The sequence below is a fragment of the Neoaquamicrobium sediminum genome (assembly GCF_013240295.1).
GTDB lineage: Bacteria > Pseudomonadota > Alphaproteobacteria > Rhizobiales > Rhizobiaceae > Aerobium > Aerobium sediminum.
This window is the reverse complement of the sequence record NZ_JABETK010000006.1, coordinates 91548-112558: the sequence shown is the minus strand read 5'-3', so window position 1 is coordinate 112558 and position 21011 is coordinate 91548. Positions and strand designations below refer to the sequence as shown.

14 protein-coding genes and 10 pseudogenes are annotated in these 21011 nt (G+C 57.1%); 15 read left to right on the top strand and 9 right to left on the bottom strand.

Annotated elements, in window-relative coordinates:
• Positions 1-8: 8 nt before the first annotated feature.
• The 4 genes and pseudogenes from HK436_RS29475 to HK436_RS29460 all read right to left on the bottom strand — a co-directional run bounded on the left by HK436_RS29475 (position 9) and on the right by HK436_RS29460 (position 3463).
• Complete coding sequence (locus tag HK436_RS29475) at positions 9-980, bottom strand: 5-oxoprolinase subunit C family protein (RefSeq protein WP_173195122.1); 972 nt, start codon at positions 978-980, stop codon at positions 9-11.
• A pseudogene (locus HK436_RS29470) lies at positions 970-1844 on the bottom strand (5-oxoprolinase subunit B family protein). Before HK436_RS29470 ends, HK436_RS29475 begins: the two are co-directional and overlap by 11 nt.
• Positions 1844-3225 (bottom strand): annotated as a pseudogene (locus tag HK436_RS29465) (acetyl-CoA carboxylase biotin carboxylase subunit). Before HK436_RS29465 ends, HK436_RS29470 begins: the two co-directional pseudogenes overlap by 1 nt.
• Positions 3222-3463, bottom strand: a pseudogene (locus HK436_RS29460) (acetyl-CoA carboxylase). Before HK436_RS29460 ends, HK436_RS29465 begins: the two co-directional pseudogenes overlap by 4 nt.
• 1048 nt (positions 3464-4511) lie before the next feature.
• On the opposite strand from HK436_RS29460, the gene HK436_RS33925 reads away from it, so the two are divergent.
• From HK436_RS33925 to HK436_RS29440, 4 genes are all read left to right on the top strand, one after another.
• Positions 4512-4910 (top strand): LysR family transcriptional regulator, encoded by a 399-nt coding sequence (locus HK436_RS33925; RefSeq protein ID WP_173195121.1) that lies wholly within the window; start codon positions 4512-4514, stop codon positions 4908-4910.
• On the top strand, positions 4832-5458 hold the full coding sequence (locus tag HK436_RS29450) for a LysR substrate-binding domain-containing protein (RefSeq protein WP_173195120.1): 627 nt from the start codon (positions 4832-4834) through the stop codon (positions 5456-5458). Before HK436_RS33925 ends, HK436_RS29450 begins: the two co-directional genes overlap by 79 nt.
• Before the next feature lie 104 nt (positions 5459-5562).
• Positions 5563-6300: a 5-oxoprolinase subunit PxpA gene (pxpA, locus tag HK436_RS29445; RefSeq protein ID WP_173195119.1), complete on the top strand. Its 738-nt coding sequence runs from the start codon at positions 5563-5565 to the stop codon at positions 6298-6300.
• A gap of 160 nt (positions 6301-6460) precedes the next feature.
• A complete protein-coding gene (locus tag HK436_RS29440) occupies positions 6461-6673 on the top strand; it encodes a tautomerase family protein (protein WP_173195118.1) in 213 nt (70 codons plus the stop codon).
• A 580-nt stretch (positions 6674-7253) separates the two neighbouring features.
• Here HK436_RS29440 and HK436_RS33920 read toward each other — a convergent pair.
• A complete protein-coding gene (locus tag HK436_RS33920) occupies positions 7254-7445 on the bottom strand; it encodes a hypothetical protein (protein ID WP_376769235.1) in 192 nt (63 codons plus the stop codon).
• A gap of 45 nt (positions 7446-7490) precedes the next feature.
• Positions 7491-7657, bottom strand: a pseudogene (locus tag HK436_RS33915) (transposase); the annotation flags it as partial.
• A 550-nt stretch (positions 7658-8207) separates the two neighbouring features.
• Between HK436_RS33915 and HK436_RS29430 the strand changes: the two are divergent.
• Positions 8208-8477 (top strand): annotated as a pseudogene (locus HK436_RS29430) (transposase); the annotation flags it as partial.
• A 295-nt stretch (positions 8478-8772) separates the two neighbouring features.
• Here the strand turns inward: HK436_RS29430 and HK436_RS29425 are convergent.
• Positions 8773-9231, bottom strand: a pseudogene (locus tag HK436_RS29425) (helix-turn-helix domain-containing protein); the annotation flags it as partial.
• Between the two features lie 331 nt (positions 9232-9562).
• Between HK436_RS29425 and HK436_RS29420 the strand changes: the two are divergent.
• Positions 9563-10363 carry a GntR family transcriptional regulator gene (locus HK436_RS29420; RefSeq protein ID WP_173195116.1) on the top strand — a complete coding sequence of 267 codons (801 nt, stop codon included), beginning with the start codon at positions 9563-9565 and terminating at the stop codon, positions 10361-10363.
• 468 nt (positions 10364-10831) lie between these two features.
• On the opposite strand, the gene HK436_RS29415 is transcribed toward HK436_RS29420, so the two are convergent.
• Both HK436_RS29415 and HK436_RS29410 read right to left on the bottom strand, forming a co-directional pair.
• Positions 10832-11875: an IS110 family RNA-guided transposase gene (locus tag HK436_RS29415; protein ID WP_173195115.1), complete on the bottom strand. Its 1044-nt coding sequence runs from the start codon at positions 11873-11875 to the stop codon at positions 10832-10834.
• 135 nt (positions 11876-12010) lie between these two features.
• Positions 12011-12163 (bottom strand): annotated as a pseudogene (locus HK436_RS29410) (IS256 family transposase); the annotation flags it as partial.
• Positions 12164-12345: 182 nt separating this feature from the next.
• Here HK436_RS29410 and HK436_RS29405 point away from each other — a divergent pair.
• The 9 genes and pseudogenes from HK436_RS29405 (at position 12346) to HK436_RS29370 (ending at position 20713) form a co-directional block, all read left to right on the top strand.
• Positions 12346-13473 (top strand): annotated as a pseudogene (locus HK436_RS29405) (IS5 family transposase).
• A gap of 662 nt (positions 13474-14135) precedes the next feature.
• Entirely contained in the window at positions 14136-14330 is a 195-nt protein-coding gene (locus HK436_RS29400; RefSeq protein ID WP_173195114.1) for a hypothetical protein, read from the top strand.
• Positions 14331-15137: an alpha/beta fold hydrolase gene (locus HK436_RS29395; protein ID WP_173195221.1), complete on the top strand. Its 807-nt coding sequence runs from the start codon at positions 14331-14333 to the stop codon at positions 15135-15137.
• 1223 nt (positions 15138-16360) lie between these two features.
• On the top strand, positions 16361-17359 hold the full coding sequence (locus tag HK436_RS29390) for an ABC transporter substrate-binding protein (RefSeq protein ID WP_312860804.1): 999 nt from the start codon (positions 16361-16363) through the stop codon (positions 17357-17359).
• 122 nt (positions 17360-17481) lie between these two features.
• Positions 17482-17849: pseudogene (locus tag HK436_RS32140) on the top strand (ATP-binding cassette domain-containing protein); the annotation flags it as partial.
• 66 nt (positions 17850-17915) lie between these two features.
• Positions 17916-18134 (top strand): ABC transporter ATP-binding protein C-terminal domain-containing protein, encoded by a 219-nt coding sequence (locus HK436_RS32135; RefSeq protein WP_244649566.1) that lies wholly within the window; start codon positions 17916-17918, stop codon positions 18132-18134.
• Entirely contained in the window at positions 18112-18855 is a 744-nt protein-coding gene (locus tag HK436_RS29380) for an ABC transporter ATP-binding protein (protein ID WP_173195112.1), read from the top strand. The genes HK436_RS32135 and HK436_RS29380 overlap by 23 nt, the downstream gene beginning before the upstream one ends.
• A pseudogene (locus HK436_RS29375) lies at positions 18852-19769 on the top strand (branched-chain amino acid ABC transporter permease). The gene HK436_RS29380 and the pseudogene HK436_RS29375 overlap by 4 nt, the downstream one beginning before the upstream one ends.
• Positions 19766-20713: a branched-chain amino acid ABC transporter permease gene (locus tag HK436_RS29370; protein ID WP_173195111.1), complete on the top strand. Its 948-nt coding sequence runs from the start codon at positions 19766-19768 to the stop codon at positions 20711-20713. Before HK436_RS29375 ends, HK436_RS29370 begins: the two are co-directional and overlap by 4 nt.
• The last annotated feature ends 298 nt before the right edge of the window (positions 20714-21011 follow it).

The following is a 21011-nucleotide window of genomic DNA, read 5'->3' as shown; positions in this document are numbered from 1 at the left end:
CCTGTATTTCAGTCGAGTGCGCTCCTGATATTCTGGAGAAGCCGAGCACGATCCGCGCGCGCCTTGAGAGATTCGTCCATGCCGACGCGGACGAAGCGTGCGGAGGTATTCGGCTGCAACTGACCGATAAGGTCCATGTCGGCCGAGATGACAGTGCCGACGGTAAAGTAGCCGCCGCCCGATACCGCGTCGCGATGCAGGATGATCGGTTCGGTTCCGCCGGGAACCTGTATGGAACCGTAGGGATAGCAGCTGTCGACGATGTTCGACGGGTCGGAACCCGCACCGAAGGATTGCTCACGCGTCATGAAAGTCAGCGGCCGCCCTCCGCGAAAGCGATAGCCCATCCGGTCCGCCTCCGGCGCAACCTTCCATATATCCTCGAAGAAGCCGTTCTGCGCATCCTCGATGATACGGTGCGAATATAAGCCGGGCAGGACGCGCAGCTCGGCCGGATTGCCGGGCCCTCGGCGCAGTTCTTCCGGCAGTCTGCGGCCTTCCTTCACGGCGGAGCCGACGCCGAAAGGTAGTTCGTCGTCCTCCGCGATTGCCCTCCCCTTGAAGCCGCCCAGCGCGCCGATCTGATAGGTCGAGCGACTACCCAGCGCCTCCGGAACATCGACGCCGCCAGCAAACGCGATATAGGCCCGCGCGCCGCTCCTGAGGAAGTTGAAAGAAAGTACCTGGCCCTTCCTGACGGCCATCGAGGTCCAGCTGGGCTTTTCCTCTCCGTCGATCTTGAATGGCATGTCAGCACCGGTGACCGCGATCATCGCGTCGGTCGTGAACTCAAGCTCGGGGCCGATGAACACCGCCTCCAGTCCCGCTGCCGCCTCATCGTTTCCTACAAGCAAATTGGCGACGCGCATGGCGAGCCTGTCCATGGCCCCGCTGATCGGAATGCCGAGATGGAAGTAGCCGGGCCGCCCGAGATCCTGCACGGTGGTCAACAGACCCGGCTTGATGACTCTAGCGCCCATGGATCGCTCCTTCCAGACTCGCGTTGTAGCCGTCGATGTCTTTCTGGAACTCCCGCAGGTCGAAGGTTACGTCGCTCATGGGAGGCGTGAAGCGCCCGGCATCCACATCAGCCACCGTTTGATCGTATTCCTCGCGCCCAATCGACTTGAATTTCACGATGTCGCCGGGGCGGAAAAACACCATGAAATCCTGCAGGTAGCCGACCTTTTGTTCGGGATCGAAGATCGGCATCGGAGTGATGCCGAGCATCTGGTAGCCGCCGGCGCCGCGCACAGAGTAGATGGCTGTGAAGCAGCCGCCATAGCCGACGGTCAGCTTCGGCGTGTCGGTGCGCGGCCTGAGATATTTTGGCACCTGGAGCTGCCGCGCCTATCCACCATCTGGTACATAAACGGCAAGCCCGCGACGAAACCCACCATCGACACGAACCATGGCGCGCCAGAGTGAGCAGCGATGAAGTCGTCTACGGTGGCGAGATTGTTGATGCGCGCGGCGTATTCTATATCCGTTGCATTGGGGTCCTGATGCCGTTCACGAAAACGCATCAGTGTCTCATGCGTCCATGGGTCTTGATAGTAGACAGGCATTTCGATGATGCGCGTGCGGATAACAGGCTCAGCCTTGTCTGCGGCGCGCTCGATGGCCTGCACCTCGCGCAGGAGATCTTCGTGCGCGATCACGTCGGGATCGAACTTGATCTGGAAGGAGGCGTTGCTCGGGCATATCTCGGTAATGCCGCGTATGCCCGCGTCCCTCACTGCGTTGGTCGTCGACAGGCCCTTGAAGAAGGCCTCCAACGACATGCTCTCATCACACTCCACGAACAGGTGTTCGTCGCCTCCGAAGCTATATCGGCACTGCATCAGGCCACCTCTCTCTTGCCGCCCGCCCCGGCGAACTTGCTTTCAAGCCAGCGCTCGAGGAAGCGCGTATGGATATCGCCGCTCGCCACCTGCGGATCGGCGGCCAAAGCGCGGTGGAGCGGGATCGTTGTGGGGATGCCTTCGACCGCGAGAGCCTCAAGCGCGGCGGAAAGCCGGCTCAGGCATTGTTCGCGCGTCCGTCCATGAACGATGAGTTTGCCCAGCAGCGAGTCATAGAAGGGCGGGACTACGTAGCCTTCGTACAGCATGGAGTCGAAGCGCACATGTTCGTCTTGCGGCACCGAGAGCTCCTCCACCGTTCCGGGCCATGGCTGGAAATCCCTGAACGGGTCCTCCGCATTGATACGGCACTCGATGGCGTGGCCGGCGATGGCGATATCTTCCTGCCGCATCGAAAGCGGCGCGCCGCCCGCGATTTTTAGCATCTCCTGCACCAGGTCGATGCCAGTGACCATCTCGGTGACGGGATGCTCGACCTGTATGCGGGTGTTGACCTCGATGAAAAAAAAGTTCTGTGTCGCGTCGTCGTAAAGATATTCGACCGTGCCCGCACCGACATAGCCGACCGACCGAGCGAGGTCGGCGGCGCTTGCGCACAGTCGCTGGCGCACGGACTCCGGCAGGCGGAACGCGGGCGCTTCCTCCCATACCTTCTGGCGTCGCCGCTGGAGCGAGCATTCACGCTCGAAGCAATGGACGAAGTTGCGGCCGTCGCCGAGCACCTGGACCTCCACGTGTCGGGCGGCCGGGATGACCTTCTCGACATAGAGCCCGCCGTCTCCGAATGCGGCCTCGGCCTCCGTCGACGCCTGCAGGAATTGCTTCTCGAAATCGTCAGCGTCGTGGATGATGCGGATGCCGCGCCCGCCACCCCCGCCGCGGCCTTGATCATCACGGGAAAGCCGATATCCGCAGCGATGCTTGCCGCCTCGGCAGCGCTCGACATGCGGCCGTCGCTCCCGGGCACGGTCGGCACGCCGGCCTTGCTAGCCGCCTCCCGCGCCGCTACTTTGTCGCCCAGCAACCGGATAGAGTCTCCGGAAGGGCCGACGAAACGCATGCCCGCCGCCATCACGGAGTCGGCGAAATCGGCGTTCTCGGCCAAGAAACCATAGCCGGGGTGAACCGCATCGGCACCCGTTTGGCGCGCCGCCTCGATGATTGCCGGGATGTTGAGATAGGACTTCTTCGCCGCCGCTGGCCCGATCGCTACCGCCTCGTCGGCGAGCCGGACAGCGAGCGAATCCGCATCGGCCGAACTGTGGACCTGGATAGTACGCAAACCGAGCGCCTTCGCTGCACGAATGATGCGTACGGCGATTTCACCCCGATTTGCGATAAGAACCGATCTAATCATCATGCTTCGATTTCCGCAAGGACATCGCCCGCCATGACTGCGTCCTCGTTGTCGACAAGGAAGCGGATCGCGCTGCCGCTCACGTCAGCCTTGATTTCATGGAACGACTTCATCACCTCAACGAGGCCGATGGTGTCCCCGGCTGCCACCAGATCGCCGTTGTTCTTGTAGGGGGCGTATCGGGCTTTGCACTACGATAGAAAACTCCGGGCAACGGCGACCTTATCTCTTGCTTACTCATACAGTTCTCCTCGATATGTTCCTGTGGCTTTCGGCAATCTGCGATACTGATGCGACGCACCAGGTGTTCAATGCGAGCGCCACACGACTCTCCCTAAGAATGCCGCGAACCGCCTCGTCTTCGACACCTTTCCGGCAATCCAGGACAAGGCAAGTCAACACAGAACCGCACTGGCGGTATCTGCGATCCGCGAAGAATTGTTCCCCGCGAGCACCCAATCTCGACACGAATGGGAACTGCAGCACCGATCCCATCGGCAAGAACCGTCTGGTATGATGGCGCTAGGAGTTGATGGAGTCGCTTCAAAGCTCTTGGTTCGTCGTCGAATACGTATAGCCCGCTGTTTGACCGAAGTGGCCGAGCTACTACCGCAGAGTGAAACGTGAACTCGCGGATCGCTTGCGCATCGAAATCGATCGACGACAGTCCCATGACGGCGTACCCCGTCTCTGCAGCGCAGTTGTGCGCCGGTGTTCCCTTGTTGTTGGCGAACGCTATCAACGGACGGTGGCAATAGAAAATTCTATTCTTTCATATTGCCCATATAAAGTTCAGATACCCTCGACCCGTTGCGTGCACATTCTCCGCGATCTCAGCCGCAAGTGCATTCCGAACGTTCGGACGCGGGCGGTCGCTGCAATCGTCCTGCGGGACGTTGGTTCGGATACACTCAAGGGCGCATCATCAACGCCTACCAACGCCGTCGCGAGAACCAATCGCCCTGCCTACTCGCGATCGGTCGCTCCAATGAACTCGCCTAGGCAGGTGCGAGGCCGATTGAAGCGCGTGTGCCGTCTGCTAACCCGAGACAACTGATCCTCATGCCCTGTGAGCAGGCCCGATGTCTCCGCGGCAGAGGCCGAAATCACCTGGATGGCGCAAAAATGGCAACATCGCGCAGGAACTGATATTGCTTAGCAAAAAGAAAATTGTCTATTCTGATTTTGATGAACTCGACATGAGCGGCTAGCTACGCCGGTGCCGGATCACATGGCTCTCACGGTATTTAAGCATAAGCTGATATACCACGTCAACGGTGTATAAGAGTATGTCTATCTCTTTGAAACAACTCCGTTATTTCGTGGCAGCGGCAGAGGTAGGTCGTATCAGCCAAGCGGCGTCGGAACTCAACATTTCTCAGTCAGCTGTAACGATTGCAATCCAGCAGTTGGAAATGACCGTAGGCACGCGACTGCTCGTGCGCAGTCATGATGGAGTGTCTGTTACTCCGGCGGGAACCCGCTTCCTATCGCGTAGCCGCGATATCCTGTCTGCGGTGGAAGAATGTGTGAACGAGACGCGCAGATCGACAGCGCTTATAGCGCGCACGTTGCGGGTCGGGGTCTCCCCACCGTCGCAGGCTACTTTTTGCCGCGATATCTCGCGAAATTCCAGACGAACGCCCTTGGCATTGGTACCGAGCTTTTCGAGGGCCCACGGTCGATGATTGAACAGCGACTGATCGACGGGGAATTGGATCTGGCGGTGATGCTCATCTCGAATCTGGTGCTTACTGAGCAGTTATCCAGCAAAATGCTGTTGCGCTCGGTTCGTCGATTGTGGGTCGCACCATCTCATCCGATCACCCGGCTTAGATCGATAACCCTTACCGAAGTAGCGAAGTACCCTTACGTCATGCTCACCACCGACGAGTCGAGCAGCACGACGCTCCGCTACTGGACAGCTCAAGGCCTCAAACCAAAAACCGTCTTCCGCACCTCCTCGATTGAAGCCGTGCGATCCATGGTCGGTAGCGGCCTTGGAGTCACGATACTCTCCGAGCTCATCTATCGACCTCGATCGTATGACAATCAGCGTATCGAATTGCTTGACTTGGCCGACACTGTGCCGACGATGGATATCGGCCTAGTTTGGCGAACGGATTCGGATTTACCACCGTTAACCCAGGCTTTCTGCGACTTCCTTCAGTTTTCTTCATCTGGCGACGACCGAGCCGCCATGGAGGTACACAAAGGACAGCGTCATTCGGCGTGAGATATTAAAAAATAGGATAGTGGGCCTATTTTTTTCGAATTTGACGCCAGCTTCGGCTCTCCCTAGAAAAATAGGGCTAATAAATCCTTGGGAGTAGAAACGATATGGCGCAAAGTAAAGGTGTAACTATCAATTGCGATATTGGTGAAGGTTTTGCCCTTTATCGATGTGGCGACGACGCTGGCATAATGCCCAACATCCATATCGCGAACGTTGCTTGTGGTTTCCATGCTTCAGACCCTGTTGTTATGCGCGACACGGTTGAACTCGCAGCCAAGAACAACGTTCCTATCGGCGCCCATCCCTCGTTTCCGGACAAACAGGGCTTTGGGCGGCGCGACATGATCATGGGCCGTGAAGAACTCGCCGCCTGCGTTCGCTACCAGGTCGGCGCTCTGAAGGGCTTCCTCGATGCTGCCGGCCTCAAGCTCAACCATATCAAGCCGCACGGCGCGCTGTTCGGTGCCGCCACGCGCCGTGAAGAGGTGGCGAATGCCATCGCCGATGTCGCGCTTCAATACGGCGTTCCTGTGATCGGAATCACAGGAACGGTTGGCGACCAAGTGTACAAGGCCCGCGGCGTTCCGTTCATTTCCGAGTACTATGCCGACAACGACTATGATGCCTCTGGCGCCCTTATCGTAACGCGTGGCCACGAAGCGCGCGATCCAGTCGAGGTAGCGAACCGCGTCGTGCGCATGCTCAAGGAAGGGAAGGCTCCAACGATCGAAGGCCGTGACTTCGAAGTGCAGGCTGAGACCATTTGCATCCATTCCGATACGCCGAATGTGGTCGAGATAGCTCGCGTACTCAAGGATGCGATTCGGCCTTGGTCTTCTTGACGAAGGTTGAACTGCACGACTGACGCGGTGCCTTCGGCGAAGGTCGTTCTCGCTTGTGTAAGCAAAGAAATACATCGCCGCTGCCGCACCTGAATTGGTGCCCAGCGGTGATCGGTGCAGACAGCGTGCGAGAACGAAGTCGACAAACGAGGCCTCTGAAATGCCGCTCGTGACGATTGATCTTTATCCTGGTCGCTCGCTAGCCCAGAAGCGCGAAGCGGCAGAGGCAATAGTGCGTGTGGTCGTAGAGAAGCTGGGCTCCCAGCCGAAGGACGTGACAATCATATTCAATGATAGACCGGCCCATGATTGGTACGCAGGGTGCGATTCGACGCTTGCCGTGCAAAATGGTGAAACGGCGAAGGCGCCATAGCTCCTTTGGTGAAGGCGTACTTACCCAGGCGGATGTAGACTTTCTCGATGGTCGGCAGCCGAAGCCGGACTTCCGAGATCGACGATTGTCGTCCGATGTGCTTGGCGCAGTGCTATCTCCATGGCGATTACCACTGAGCGTTACGTTCACGCAGGACGCGCGTGGAAGTGCCTGGGTTCAACATTCCGAGCTATCTTAATGACGGTGAGTGGCCTGCAATCGGCCAGCATCGATCGACAATTCTTTCGGATAGAAGCAATCCGAATTATCCGAGCACGGCCGAAAGTGGTTATACCATATGTGGAACGACCCCTTTGGGCCAAGGTAGGGATGGCAATTCTTCCCCCTGGCTGTCCGCCCATATGTCCGGCCTTTCGGTGCGGCACATGTGGCCGCTGGCCTCGATGAAGTCCGCGTCGCGGGCAGCCAAACAACGGCTCGCACTTGAGGGTGCGTTGGTATAATCGGCTTGTCTCGCGTCGGGATTTCGGCCCGTGGGGTCATCGTCGTCATTCTGCACCTTGGTCCTTTCGGCGCGCTGCGGTTGACCGCGCCGGAAGCCTGTTCGTCCTTCCTCATTTCAAGCGGCGGCTGACTCCATTCCTTTGGTCCATTCAGGTTTTCTGTATTCACCGCCCTTGGTCAGAAGCGCGAAGATGATCCTGGCCATCTTGGTGGCCAGCGCCACCGCCACGACCTTGGCCGGGCGCCTTGCAAGCAGCCCGATCAGCCATGCCGGTCCGTTCGCCGCGCTGCGCACGTGGCGCAGCACCGATGTGGCGCCGACGACCAGCAGGGTGCGCAAGGTGGCGTTGCCCATCTTCGATATCGACCCCAGTCGTTCCTTGCCGCCGCTCGAGTTCGGCTTCGGGTCAGTCCTAGCCAGGCGGCGAAGTGGCGGGCGGACGTGAAGCCGGCAATGTCGGGCACCAGAGCCTTGACGGCGGCCGCCGTGATCGGCCCGACACCGGGGACGGTCGTCATCCGGCGCATCTCGTCGTCGCGCCGGACTGCGGCGACGATCTGGCGCTCCAGGCCTTCGACCTCTGCCGTCGGCCTGTCGATCTGGTCGGCCAGGGAGGTAAGCGCAAGCCTGGCCGCCGCCGGTAGCCGATCATCCTGCGGGTTGCGCACGATCGCCACGAGGCCGGCGACCTTCGCCACCCCTGTCCCGGCCACGACGCCCAGTTCGCCGAGATGGGCGCGTAGCGCGTTGATGGTCTGCGAGCGCTGGCGCACCAGCAGATCGCGGGTCTTCAGCACCATCGCACTGGCTTGCTGCCCGGCGCTCTTGACCGGAGCGAACCGCATCGTCGGCCGCGTCACCGCCTCGCAAATGGCCCCCGCATCCGCCGCATCGGTCTTGCCACGCTTCACTAATCACGAGGCCCCCATAATGCGGAGGAGCGCGGCCTGATCGTCGGATTTTCGCCGTTTTCGGGTCGACTTGCTTTGCATTAGAGCATCAGACATTTAACCGGACGCACAGCCGCATTCGCCGCCTGCTCGCCGAGATGCGGGAGGAATGGACCATACTACCGGGGGCAAGCCGAGACTGCTCGGCATCTCCAAGCGCGGCAACAAGTATCTGCGCACCCTTCTGATCCATGGTGCCCGGGCAGCGTTACCTTCACTGGCCAGAAGTTCGACACCGTTGGGAATGTGGCTGCGAAACCTGCTCGCAAGGCGGCATCGAAATACGGTGGTCGTGGCGTTGGCCAACAAGCTCGCCCGCATCGCGTGGGCAGCACTGCGACGTGGCTCTGCCTTCGATGTTGGACGAGCCTCAGCATTGGCGGCCTGAAGCAATCGGTCAGTGACAGCGTTTAACCGACGCCGCCTGACCCATTAGGTCTGCGGGAGGACTTTGAAAGATGGCCTGACGGTCGAGCCGACGTACCGGAAACCTGATTCAAAAGATGGCGCTGCGACGCCGTGAGTTTTATGAGGCCCGGAACGTGCGGATCTCCATCTTGGCGACGGCAATCAGCCGATACGCCGTATACGTTGATGCCGACCATTAGTTGCCATCAGAAATAACCCTCTTGCCGACGGGCGGGCCATACGTTTTTGAATGCCTCGATGATATGGGTATCCTACGCCGGATGCTGCGGGCGCACGCTCAATCTCGCGAAGCCGAGCCTGTCCAGAAGTTTCCCGACATAGAGCGTGTCGTAGTCCACGCCGAAGCGCTCCTTGATGACGCGCTTCTGGTTGACGCGTCGCCAGCGCACCACACCCTCAACCGCGCAGTCCGGACCCTTCTCCACGATCGCAGCCAGTTCGGCCTGCTGCTCGCGCGACAGCCGAGACGGCGGACCAGGCGACCATTGATCGACAAGACCTTCGGGGCCTGCGGCATTGAACCGATGCACCCAGTCGCGCAGCGTCTGGCGATCCATGCCGCCGATCCGCGCCGCATCGGCTCGGCTCATGCCGTCCAGGACCGCCGCGAGTGACAACAACCGGCTGCTCTGACGCACTTCCTTCGAAATCCGAGCCAATCGGCGAAGCTCGCCGGCCGAATAGTCACTCCGCAACTTCACCGCTGATCCCATCGCCGAATCTCCTTCGGCAACACGGAATCACGGACCGCAAACCACGCAAAATCACGAATGAGTCAGCAGCCGAGACCGTTGGTATTACTCACCCGCATCCCGAAGTCGCCATGGCTAGCGTCATGGCAGCAAGCGTGTTAGCCCATGCTGCGGTTCGCGGCTCGATTGTCGTGCTGGATCTTGGATAGCTCGCTCCCTGCTCGTACGATCGGCAATCTTTGGTGGTCCAATCGAACCTGCGGAAAAATGGCAACATGATTTGAACATTTCGGTTGTCCTGCTTAGGTTGTTTTGCTGCACTTAAATGCAATCTGGTTACAAAGGGTGCAGGATGCAGACGCCGTTACAGACCCGGATCTTCGAGCAGCTTCGGTTGCATCTAATTGACAATTTCAATCCGGGGGACCGCATCAACGAAGCAGAAATGGCTGAACGGCTGGGGGTGTCTCGCACCCCCATCCGGCGTGTACTCATGAAGTTGCAGTCTGAAGGAGCACTGACGTTCGAACCACGCCGAGGCTTCGTGGTCAGGGATCCGGCGGTCTTTTCCGGTGACCAGGAAGATTCGACAGACGCTTTCCTCGACGAACGGGTGATGCGCGACATGGCGATTGGCGATCTGAGAGGCGTGATCAGTGAGCGGGCCATGATGCAACGTTATTCAGTTCCGAACGGGGTCCTTGTCTCGACGCTGCGACGTTTGACGCGGGATCGTCTCGTCGAACCCTCTCCCGGAAGAGGCTGGATATTTGCGGATGTCAGTCCGAGGGCTCTGGACGAAAGCTACCGGTTCCGTCAGATCCTTGAACCAGCCAGCCTCTTGTCGGACGGCTACAAGGTCAGTGTCGAGGTCTTGCAGCGGCTCGACGCAGATCATGTCTACGCGATCGAGAACATCGAGGATATGGGACGGCGCCGGCTGTTCGATCTCGATGCGCGGTTTCACCGAGAAATTGCCGAAGGCGCCCAAACCGCGGAGCTGTTGAACGCGGTAGAACGCCAGAACAATATGCGCCGGGTCGCGGAGTATATCGGTTTTATTCGACTTGAAAGGATCCGGCAATCAATGTGCGAGCACAGGGATATCATCAGCGCCCTGATTGACGGGAATCGTCAGTTGGCGCGTCTCTGATGCACATTCATCTTCAGATATCCCGTGACGAGACATTTGCGCACATGGACGAAGACCTGCGTGCCCTGCGGTATGGGGGAAATAGATAATTAGGGCATCCTCGTGCGGAAGAGTAAAACTGTCTGGCTCCAGCGGAAACATCTAAGAGTCTCCTTCTGATTGGGATGATTTACGTCAAGCTGCTCCTGTCCATTATTTCGACCGATGGTAGCGTCCGTCAACGTTCTCTAATCGCACTTGTCAAGCTGGAGAGGTACGTCGTGTCGGGCTCATGGTTCTCTTCGAGGTCGGAGCCTATCCGCCTCAGCATGGCGTCGGATGGGTTGAACCGGCCAATGTGGTGTTCGCGGTCGCCGGAGTGGATCCGGCCCTCGCCTGTTGACAGTCGGCACTCGGTTCTCGCCATCGTCCCGGCCCGACGATCTCGGCAGCTTACATCAGAGCAACTCGATCATGTCGCTTGCAGGTTCACGCAGCAGCCGGCTCTGTGACGCCGCTGGTCCAGCGGAAGGCCTCTCCGCTCCTCCACATGGCGTGAAGCACGACGGCAAGCTTTCGGGCGACCGCTACCTTGGCTCGCTTGAAGCCGCTGCGTTTTGCGATGCGCAGGCCCCAGGCCTTGAGAGACGACGGTCTGGCGACCCGAGTGAGCAACGCGTTGGCCGCTTCGTAGAGGCTGCGCCGCAGGAAGTCGTCGCCCCGGCGGGATATGCGGCCCACTCTCATTGTTTCGCCGGATGCGTATACCTTCGGCGTCAGCCCAAGGTAAGCGCCCGTGCTCGCAGATCGGCGGAACCTGGACGGGTTGTCGATGGTGGCGACGTAGCCGAGCGCGGTCACCGCTCCAACGCCCGGCACCATCATGAGATGCCGCACAGCGGGGGTAGCCCGTGCCATCGAGCGGACTCTTGCGTCGAGCGAGGTGACCTGGGCGGCGATGTCGGCCCTGGCCTTCATGAGCGCGTCTACCACGGCGCGGATCGTAGGCGAGGTGTCCAGTTCGCCCGCAACGATCTCTTCCGCGCGTCGGGCGAAGCCTCCGACGCGCTTGCCGAACACGACACCGAAGGTGCGCAAGACACCCCTGATCTCATTTTCCAGATCACAGCGGATCTGGACGAGTTGACTGCGCGCCGCGAGAAGCGCCCGCGCTTCATGGCTCGGGACCGACTTCACGTGAACACTCTTGCACCACCTGGTGCGAACGATCTGCGCCAAGCCGACCGCGTCGTTCCTGTCGGTCTTAGCTGGCATCATCGACAGAGCCGCGTTCGCATGCCGGGCATCCATGCAAATGATCGGCACGCCGGCCACCTTCAGCTCGTTCCAAAGCCAGACCGACAGCGGCCCCGTTTCCAACCCTGCGCGGGTCAACGGGGATGTGGTCAGTACGGCGGCGATCGCGTCGGGACAGGTCGCGACCTTGCGTTCGGCGATGATGCTGCCTTCGGCATCAACGATGCAGATCGATGTCTTTTCCTGGCTGATGTCCAGTCCGGCATAGTATTGCATAGCGCTTCTCCTCACGGTGGCGGCATGGGTTTGTTCGCCGCTGGTCAGTTTGGAGGGCCTTCACCGTCGAGGGGAGGCCTCTCTGCGATTGACGCTACGTGGTGTAATTTCGGGTGTGGAACCGGGCCGTCATGATCAGGCGGCCTTTGGTGTAATCTGAAGCGGCTTTTCCTCCTCGATTGCTGGTGTGTTCAGGTCGGCCATGGCTTCGACCTGCATGTATCGGTGTTGAAGCTGCCACTCATCGTTGGCCTCGAGCAGGACGGCTCCGATCAGACGGACGATGCTTGACGGTTTGGATAGCTGGCAGTGACTCCGAATTGGTTGTCGAACCTGTTTGTACACTCCGGATGTGGACGCAATCTGCCCGCCAGTACCATAGCCGGGGTACAACCTGGACGCCTCCGGAAACTGGTCAAGCGGGCTGATTTCTGATTCCCTGTCGGCATTGAAGCGGCAGGGAAATTTGGATGCAGGGGCAGCGGGGTTTTTGGGACGTTGAGGATCGGCTGAAGGAGCTGTCTGCGGAAGGCGACCCTCTGGAGAAGCTCTCGTCGACGGTGGATTTCGAGATGTTCCGGCCGTTGCTGGAAAAGGCGGTCCGCCGCAGCGGCACCTCGAAGGGCGGTCGCCCGGCTTCGACGTGGTGCTGAAGTTCAGGATGCTGATGCTGCAGGCGTTGCATGGTCTTTCTTTGCAGCAGACCGATTACCTGGTTCGTGACCGGCTGTGCTGGATGCGGTTCTGCGGTCTCGGCCCTGGAGATGCCGTTCCCGACGCCAACACGCTTTGGGATTTCCGCGAGGCGTTGATCAAGGCCAAAGCGCTCGACAGGACTGTTCGAGCGTCTGGACAGAGCGATCAGCAACGCCGGCTATCTGCCGATGTCGGGCCAGATCGTCGACGCCACGCTGGTGGCCGCACCAAAGCAGAGGGACACCGAGGCCGAGAAGGCGGATATCAAGGCTGGCGCGATCCCGGACGTCTGGAAAGACAAGCCTGCCAAGCTCAGGCAGAAGGACCGGGACGCGCGCTGGACGGTGAAGTTCAGCAAGGCCAAGCCGAAGGAGGACGGCACGAAACAGGTCGACATCGCCATTCCGGCCTTCGGCTATAAAAGCCATGTCTCGATCGATCGCAGGCACAAGATCATCCGCCGGCAGAAGATCACCAATGCAACGGCTGCCGACGGCGCGCGCCTGCGCGAGGGGCTGATCGATCCGAACAACACTGCCGGCGACGTATGGGGCGACAGCGCCTACCGCTCCCGCGCCAACGAGGCGTATCTCGACAAGCATGGCAGGACGAGCCGCATTCATCAAAGGAAGCCGCCAGGCAGGCCGATGCCCGAGGCCATGCAGCGAGCCAACGGCAGGAAATCGAAAGTCCGATCCCACGTCGAGCACGTCTTTGCCGAGCAGAAGCACCGCATGGGCCTGTTCGTCAGGACCATCGGCATCGCCAGAGCCGAGGCCGTCATCACATTCGCCAACATGGCCAACAACATGAAGCGATGGTGCTGGCTGGAGCGAAACCCGCAACAGCATGAGAAGACCAGCCTGAAAGGCCGAATTCTCTCCCAACGACCGCGTCCATGAGCCCGGCGCAGCGTGTATATGGCAGCCCCATGCCGGAAATTACTTCACATCAACCCGTTTCCGGAGGTGTCCACCTGCGTTACGAAACAGAACGAACAATCTCGCCATCGGCAAAGACAGAGCGACCTCGGCGAATATCGTCGCGGAATTTTCTGAAGTGACGCACTCCTTCTTCGCCGGAGCGCGACAAACCAGGATCAAAAATCCAAATCAATAACATCATTCAGAGCGATAGCATCGTAGAGGGTCACGATATTGAAAAATACGATACCCAAGTTCTCTTTATTCAATTTGACGCCAAATGAGGCTCGTCAATATTATTACCCAGAATTTGTGAGGGCAGGCAAGACTCATGCCTCTCGCGAACCAATTTGATTCTGGTTGGAATAACGGGTCTCGAGAAAATCGAGCGAACAGAGTTCGGCGCTACGCTTTGTATATCATTCGAGCGAGCAACATTTACGTGGAAGATGTTCGGGGCGAGCCCCTTCCGAAGTGCTCGCCGTGGTCACCACCAATTCGGCAACAAATCCGGTGCTTGTCGGGCCGACAGCTGAGGTCGTGGACCCTACTGAGCGTGTAGCGTTTCGCAAGGACGACGAAAGAGATCCACTAAAGTTCTGCTTGGTAAGGCATAGAAGTTGTCAACTGGAGAACAAAATATGTCTAAACGCGAATTCCTTGAGATACCAAACTTCGCGCTTCAGAAAGGCGGCGTCCTTCCATTGGCGCGCCTTGCCTATCGCACCATTGGCAAGCTGAACGAAAAAGGGACAATGCTGTTCTTATTCCATCATGGTATACTGGAAGTGATGAAAGCAGTGAACTATATATGTGTGGCCCAGACCGAGCCTTAGATCCTGATAAATACTTTATTTTTTACTAACCTTCTTGGAAATGGTATATCTTCTTCCCCTTCAAATACACCAGCGCCTTTCGACAGGGCTCGCTTTCCAAAAATCACTTACTGGGACAACGTTAGTCTTCAGCATCAGCTAGTAACAAAAATGCTTGGCATAGATTCGCTTCGTCTAGTGACCGGTTGGTCAATGGGTGCGAGCCAAGCATTTCTGTGGGCAGCACGCTATCCGGATTTGGTTCGTGCAGCTGCCCCTATTGCAGGCTCTGCAAGAACAGCATCCTACAACAAAGTTTTCCTACTTTCTCTTCGTAGAACGCTCGAATTGGATCCGTCCTTTAAAAGCGGCTTCTATGAACAGCCGCTACTGCAAGGTCTAAAGGCTTTCGCATCAATTTATGCTGGCTGGGGTTTCTCGGAGGAATTCTTCAGAACTGATGCCTTTAGGGTTTTCGGCGCTAAGGACTATGAGCAGTTTGTAGAATATTTTTGGGAGCCATTTTTTACTAGTTGTGACCCTAACAACCTGCTGAGTCAGCTATGGACGTGGGTGGATGGAGATATAAGTGACAATTCGATCTACAATGGTGACTATGAAGCAGCTTTGCGGGCGATCACGGCAAAAACAGTTATCTTGCCGGTTAATCTTGATCGTTACTTTCCACCAGTTGACTCCCAGTATGAGGCGACGCATATACCGAACGGTCGGTGTCATGTTCTAAAGTCAATTTGGGGACACATGGAGCCTATGAATTTGAGCGATACCACTGACCTCGATGGGGTGCTCAATGAGCTCCTGGTCTAGACCTGCTGTCCCTCATCGTGAATTCTCAACGCCCGCAGCGAGATACATCATAGCTGCGAAGTTTTGATCTGTCTTACCTGCACGCAGAGCGCTCTTTGCCGTTGAGATAGTCCTTGGTTTTGTGAACACCCTTCTTCCTGAGTTTGAAACATAGATGCCATGATATTGTGCGTCAAACTCGATGATAACTCTAAGCGCGGTGCGGTCTGAGTAGATCGCCGCGTTGTCTGATTGTGGTCGGCCGAGTCCGGGAATGAGTGTCCGGTCCATTCTGCCGATGTTGTCCTGCACCTCGCGCAACTTCCGGATCAGGGGAAGGAGGGTGGATCGATCTAGTGATCATGTCGTGATCCTCGTCGTCGATGCGCTTGGCGATATCAAGGCCGGCGGTGCTATTCTGCCGCGAGCGGCTCTTCCTTGTGTGAAGTTTTGACCGCCACAATTTGGCGCGTGGCTATTCCGTAATCAGTGCTGTCCACGACATCACGGAGTATTCCTCCGCGCCTCATGCTGCTCACACAGACCCCGCAATACAGCCGATCCGCTACGACGCCCAGCACGGCGTTCAACGGGTGCTCGACCGGCTCGTGAACCAACTCTTCGCGGCATTCCCTGATCCGTAGTCGATAGGATTACCTGCCCAATCGCTGTCGTTCTACTCGTCCTGCGAGGTGAAACTGCCTCATCTGCTTTATCGCGATTGATATTGAAAAACTATATGAAAGGCATCTTTTTTACAATTTGACAGAACTTGATGAGGGTCGATACTATCGGAACTACGCTACCTGACGGTTGGCAGTGGTTGGCAGTTGGCATATGTAATTCTCTCCGCATATGAAGAATAGCTGCTTTGCGACGCATTTTGATATGTCCGTCACCCTATTCGCGCGCGTGTCTTTAGCTTGGACGACAACGGAAATATGGCGATTATCTCCAGCTGACTGCGAGAATACTTTCGATCGAATTATTCTCAAGCGCTGGAGCATTACTGGCTAATGCCGCTTGCGCCTTGCGCCACTTGGAGGTGAAGCTATGAGAGTATTTTCGAGTTTGTTTGTCTTGACATCGATTATCACAATCACCTCGGCGACAGCGGTACTGTCCGATGACGATGAGGTCTTGATAGGAGCTGCGACCTCGTTCAGCGGATGGATGGCTGTTTTCGATACTTCGACTACCCAGGCTGCCGAACTCGCTGTTCAGGATATTAATGCGAACGGGGAGTGCTAGGCAAGAGGGTGCGGCTTGTTCATATCGATACAAAAACAGATGCTGCACAAACCGCGCGCGCAGCTCAGGACTTGGTGAAGCAAGGGGTCAAGATGATGTTGACGGCTTGCGACTTCGATACGGGGGCGCCGGCAGCGCTCGTGGCTCAGCAAGCCGGTGTACTCGCGATATCGAGTTGTGGTGGTGATATGAAGTCTGGCGATCTCACCATCGGCAACAATGTCTTCACTATGGCCACCGATGCTGAAGCTAGCGGCAGAATCCTAGCCGATTGGGCGACAAATAAGATGGGGTGGAAAACGGCATATGCGTTACTTGACACCTTTATCGAGTACAACAAATCCGTATGCCGCGGCTTTGTGGGACGGTTCAGGGAGTTGAACGGCGACGACTCTGTTCTGCTTGAGGACACCTTCAAGAATGCTGATGTTTCAGTGGCCACTCAAATTTCCCGGTACAACGGATTGGCCGAGAAGCCTCAAGTCATGGCGCTCTGCAGCGTACCGCCAGGCCTTGCCAGTGCTATACGACAGTTCCGTTCAGCAGGAATCGACATTCCAGTTCTAATGGGAACCGGCGGCGACGGCAGCGCTTGGCACTCGGCGGTACCGGGGCTCAGTAACTACTACTATATGAACTATTCCGCGGACGCCGGCGTCGAAGAGCCACGCCCTGAAGTTCGCACCTTCAACGAGAAGTTCGAAGCGCAGTTCGGGGAGCGCCCAGATTCCGGAATGGGTGTTACGGGATACAGCGTGGTAGAAGCTTGGGCTCGTGCTGCCGAGCGAGCCGGGAACTTCGATACAGAAAACGTGCGAGCGGAGCTAGAAAAGTTCACTGATGAACCATTGCTAGCCGGGTTAACGACTTTTACGCCACAGCTGCACACAAATCTCAACCGGCCTATGCTGATGATTGAAATCAAAGATACGAAGCCAAATCCGCTCGGTTTTTACGATATTCGTGAAGGCGAGTATGTTGAGTGGTGGTGATGTAATCGCGGGTTTGCAGAGTGGTTTTGTGAGCCCGTCCAACGTTTCGGCTGAATTCGTGCACAAGCTCGAAACACATGACGTCAGCGTTCTATTTGATGGTTTGAAAGCTCTCAGAATCCATCACGATTTCACTGGAGCAAAATGAAATCCTGGGGCTGCTCGGCCCGAATGGTGCAGGAAAGACCACACTAGTTAACGTGATGAGCGGCTATCTACGACCGACTCATGGATCGTTGCTGCTGGATAACGTGACGGTGAACAGATTACCGCCGGAGGAGTTAGCGCACCGTGGTGTCGCTCGCACGTTCCAATCAGTACGTTTGTTTCGCCGGTTAACGGTCTTTGAGAATGTAGAGGCCGCCGCTCTAACCCGCCACGCTCGTCGGGGGCCGCACGTGATGCGGCGCAGGAGGCGCTCAGTTATGTTGGGCTTGAAGAAGTTGCGCAGAGACGCGCAGACGCTCTGCCTTACGCTCACGAACGGCGGGTCGGTATTGCACGGGCACTTGCTCTTGAGCCCCGCTTTCTTTTGCTTGACGAGCCCGCCGCCGGCATGACCGAACTCGAATGCGACGAACTCGCTCGGCTTATTCAACAGCTTCCAAGCAAATTCGGCTGCGGAGTTCTTCTGATTGAGCACAATATGGGCGTGGTGATGACGGTTTGCCAGCGCCTTCATGTACTTAATAATGGACGAACCTTGGCTACTGGTCCGTCCGAAATTGTAAGGCGCGATCCCGAGGTCATCGATGCATATTTGGGGGCTGCGTGAAATGTTGTTGGAAGTCGAGGGCCTCGAAATCCGTTACGGTCGCGTGCCCGCCGTTCGTGATCTTACATTCGGTATCGCCGAGGGCGAGTTCGTCTGCTTCGTTGGTCCGAATGGCGTAGGAAAGTCGACGACAACGCTTGCGGTTGCCGGAGTTGTGCAACCCGCAAAGGGCTCCATCCGATTTGACGGCCATCCATTGGCGGGGACTTTGATCGAAACGATCGTGTCGAAAGGAATTGCGCTGGTCCCTGAAGGCCGTCGGATCTTCGGACGAATGAGCGTTCGGGAAAACCTGGTTGTGGCGAGCGGTGTGCGTGGTGGACTAGGCCGAAAGCGCGCAGTGCTTGATCGCATACTGGAATTGTTCCCCATCCTACGTCAAAGATTTGAGAGCCCGGCAGGTTTTCTCTCAGGTGGTGAACAACAGCAGTTGGCGATCGCGCGCGCGCTCCTGACCGAGCCCAAGCTGTTGGTCGTCGACGAACCGTCGCTGGGGCTTGCTCCAAAATATGTCGAGCTTGTCTATGAAACGTTCAGCCGCATTCGTTCGGAAGGCGTCACGTTACTGATTGTCGAGCAGAGCGTTCGCCGCGCGCTAAAATATGCCGATCGTATATGTTTTATGCAGTCTGGAAGGATTGTCCTCGAGGGAAACACCCCTGATCTTGCTCAGCGAACGGATCTCGAACTTGTATACTTCGGCGAGGGAAAAAGAGATTGACCACGATCCAACTTCTCGTTGATGCTGTCAGCCTCGGCAGTATCTTTGCGCTTGTCGCACTCGGTATCGGCCTTATATTTGGTGTCATGCGCATGATAAATTTTGCGCATGGCGATCTCATTATGCTTGGCGCATACGCTTTGGTGTTGCCAACCGCGGCGGCGTTTGCACCACCCTTAATTGGCGCCTTGCCCGCGGCGCTGATGATCACTGCAATCATCATACTTGTTGCACTAGCAGCGATGCTCACCGAGCGTTTCGCTTTCCGTCCCTTGCGGCGACGCGAAGTGGACGGGGCAACTTTACTGATTTCTTCATTTGCAATAAGTTACCTGTTGCAAAGTCTTGTCTTGTTCATTCATACTGGACGCCCTAAATCGGTCAGCATCTTTCCGGAGCTTACGAAACAAGTCGAAATAGCTGGTATCCGCCTCAGCCTGGTTGACATTGTCACTGTTACGGCGACCGCTCTACTACTCCTAGGTGTAGTTGTTTTTTCTTAGAAGAGCACGATCAGGACTTGAGGTCCGCGCCGCGCCGAAGATTTCACTATGGCGCGATTGCTGGGAGTGAAAGCTGATCGTGTTATCGCGTTAGCCTTTGCAGTTTCGGGTGGACTGGCCGGCATCGTCGCGCTCCTTTTCGTGTCAAAGACTGGTGTGCTTGATTTCCAGATGGGGGTACCGTTGGCCGTGGCGGGGTTCGTCGGAACTGTAGTGGGCGGTATGGGCAGCTTGTTAGGAGCCGTTCTCGGCGGCTTTGCCCTTGGCGTTGCCTCAATGCTGCTCCAAGCACTTCTCCCCACGGATCTGCAGCCGTCGCGCGATGCATTTCTCTATGGGTTGGTTATCCTCGTTTTATATTTCCGACCACAAGGCTTGTTTGCCCCACGCGCGACAGGAGAACGCATTTGATTTCGCAGTCACTCAAGCTTCTCTTTCCAGGTTTAGGGCTCATCGCGATCCTCGTCTTCGCCGCTGTAGTTGTATTATTCATCGGGAGTGGAGAATTAGAAGGTATTTTAACCGAAGCACTCATCTATATGATCATGGTAATTGCATTATCGATCTTTGTGGGCAACTCCGGCGTAATTTCTTTCGGCCATGTCACTTTTGCCTTGGTTGGAGCATATGCATCCGCTTGGCAAACCTGTTGCTCCAGTATACGCGGCGTGTTCATGCCGGGCTTGCCTGAATTTATTCTGCACGCGGATGTACCTGTGGTTCTAGCTGTTTTGACCGCTGCCTTGATTGCAGCCGTTGTGGCGGTTCTGGCGGGTCTTATCATTATGCGGCTTAGCAGTGTTGCGGCCTCAATCGCTCTACTTTCTTTACTTTTCGTGTTCAAGACGATCTATGAAAACTGGGGTAGCCTGACAGCTGGTCAAAGTTCTGTTGTCGGATTGCCTGTATATGTCAATCTCTGGGTAGCTTTGATATGGGTTGCGCTGACGATTACTGTTGCCCAGACTTACATGCGCTCTGCACACGGTTTGCGCCTGCGTGCAGCCCGCGAAGACGAAGTAGCCGCACGGGCCGCTGGCATTGTCGTGTGGCGGGAGCGCCTTATTGCATTTGTGATTAGCGCGTTTTTTTTTCGCTATCGGTGGCGTTTTGTTCGGGCATTTCCTGGGAACACTGGCTGTAAACATGTTTTGGCTCAACATGACTTTCCTCACGTTGGCAATGCTTGTCGTTGGGGGTTACGCAGCCTAACTGGTGCAGTCATCGGCGCCTTGGCAGTTGCGTCCATCCGTGGCGTTCTGCGAGCCTTCGAACAAGGCGTCCAAATCGGCGGGGGACGCTGCAGATCCCACAGGGGATGCAGGAGATTGCACTTGCTGTCATTCTTTTACTGATCCTCGTTTACCGACCTCAAGGCATTGTCGGAGATCGCGAATTAGGTCTTTCAACCCCAAAATAACTTGTGGCGACATAGCCTGATCATGGTCCTGTGACACGACAGCCAAGGGAGCCTGCTTGTTCTTGAAACGGTTGGAGCGTGGACGCTTCCTTTTAGCCCTCTCCAGCAGACGCTGTCGTCACGATCACTCCGGCGCAGCTTGGCTATCGTCGGGGCGCCGGAACGCTGCGTGCATGTGGCCGACCGCGAGAGCGACATCTATGACCTTTTCTGCCTTTGACGTGCTCCCCTGA

Bases quoted from the DNA above. Each gene is read 5' to 3' on its own strand.
- HK436_RS29440 (WP_173195118.1), top strand. From the start codon at position 6,461: ATGCCGCTCGTGACGATTGATCTTTATCCTGGTCGCTCGCTAGCCCAG.
- pxpA (WP_173195119.1), top strand. From the start codon at position 5,563: ATGGCGCAAAGTAAAGGTGTAACTATCAATTGCGATATTGGTGAAGGT.
- HK436_RS33925 (WP_173195121.1), top strand. From the start codon at position 4,512: ATGTCTATCTCTTTGAAACAACTCCGTTATTTCGTGGCAGCGGCAGAG.
- HK436_RS29475 (WP_173195122.1), bottom strand. From the start codon at position 980: ATGGGCGCTAGAGTCATCAAGCCGGGTCTGTTGACCACCGTGCAGGAT.
- HK436_RS32135 (WP_244649566.1), top strand. From the start codon at position 17,916: ATGACCGAACTCGAATGCGACGAACTCGCTCGGCTTATTCAACAGCTT.
- HK436_RS29415 (WP_173195115.1), bottom strand. From the start codon at position 11,875: ATGCAATACTATGCCGGACTGGACATCAGCCAGGAAAAGACATCGATC.
- HK436_RS29420 (WP_173195116.1), top strand. From the start codon at position 9,563: ATGCAGACGCCGTTACAGACCCGGATCTTCGAGCAGCTTCGGTTGCAT.
- HK436_RS29380 (WP_173195112.1), top strand. From the start codon at position 18,112: ATGCATATTTGGGGGCTGCGTGAAATGTTGTTGGAAGTCGAGGGCCTC.
- HK436_RS29400 (WP_173195114.1), top strand. From the start codon at position 14,136: ATGTCTAAACGCGAATTCCTTGAGATACCAAACTTCGCGCTTCAGAAA.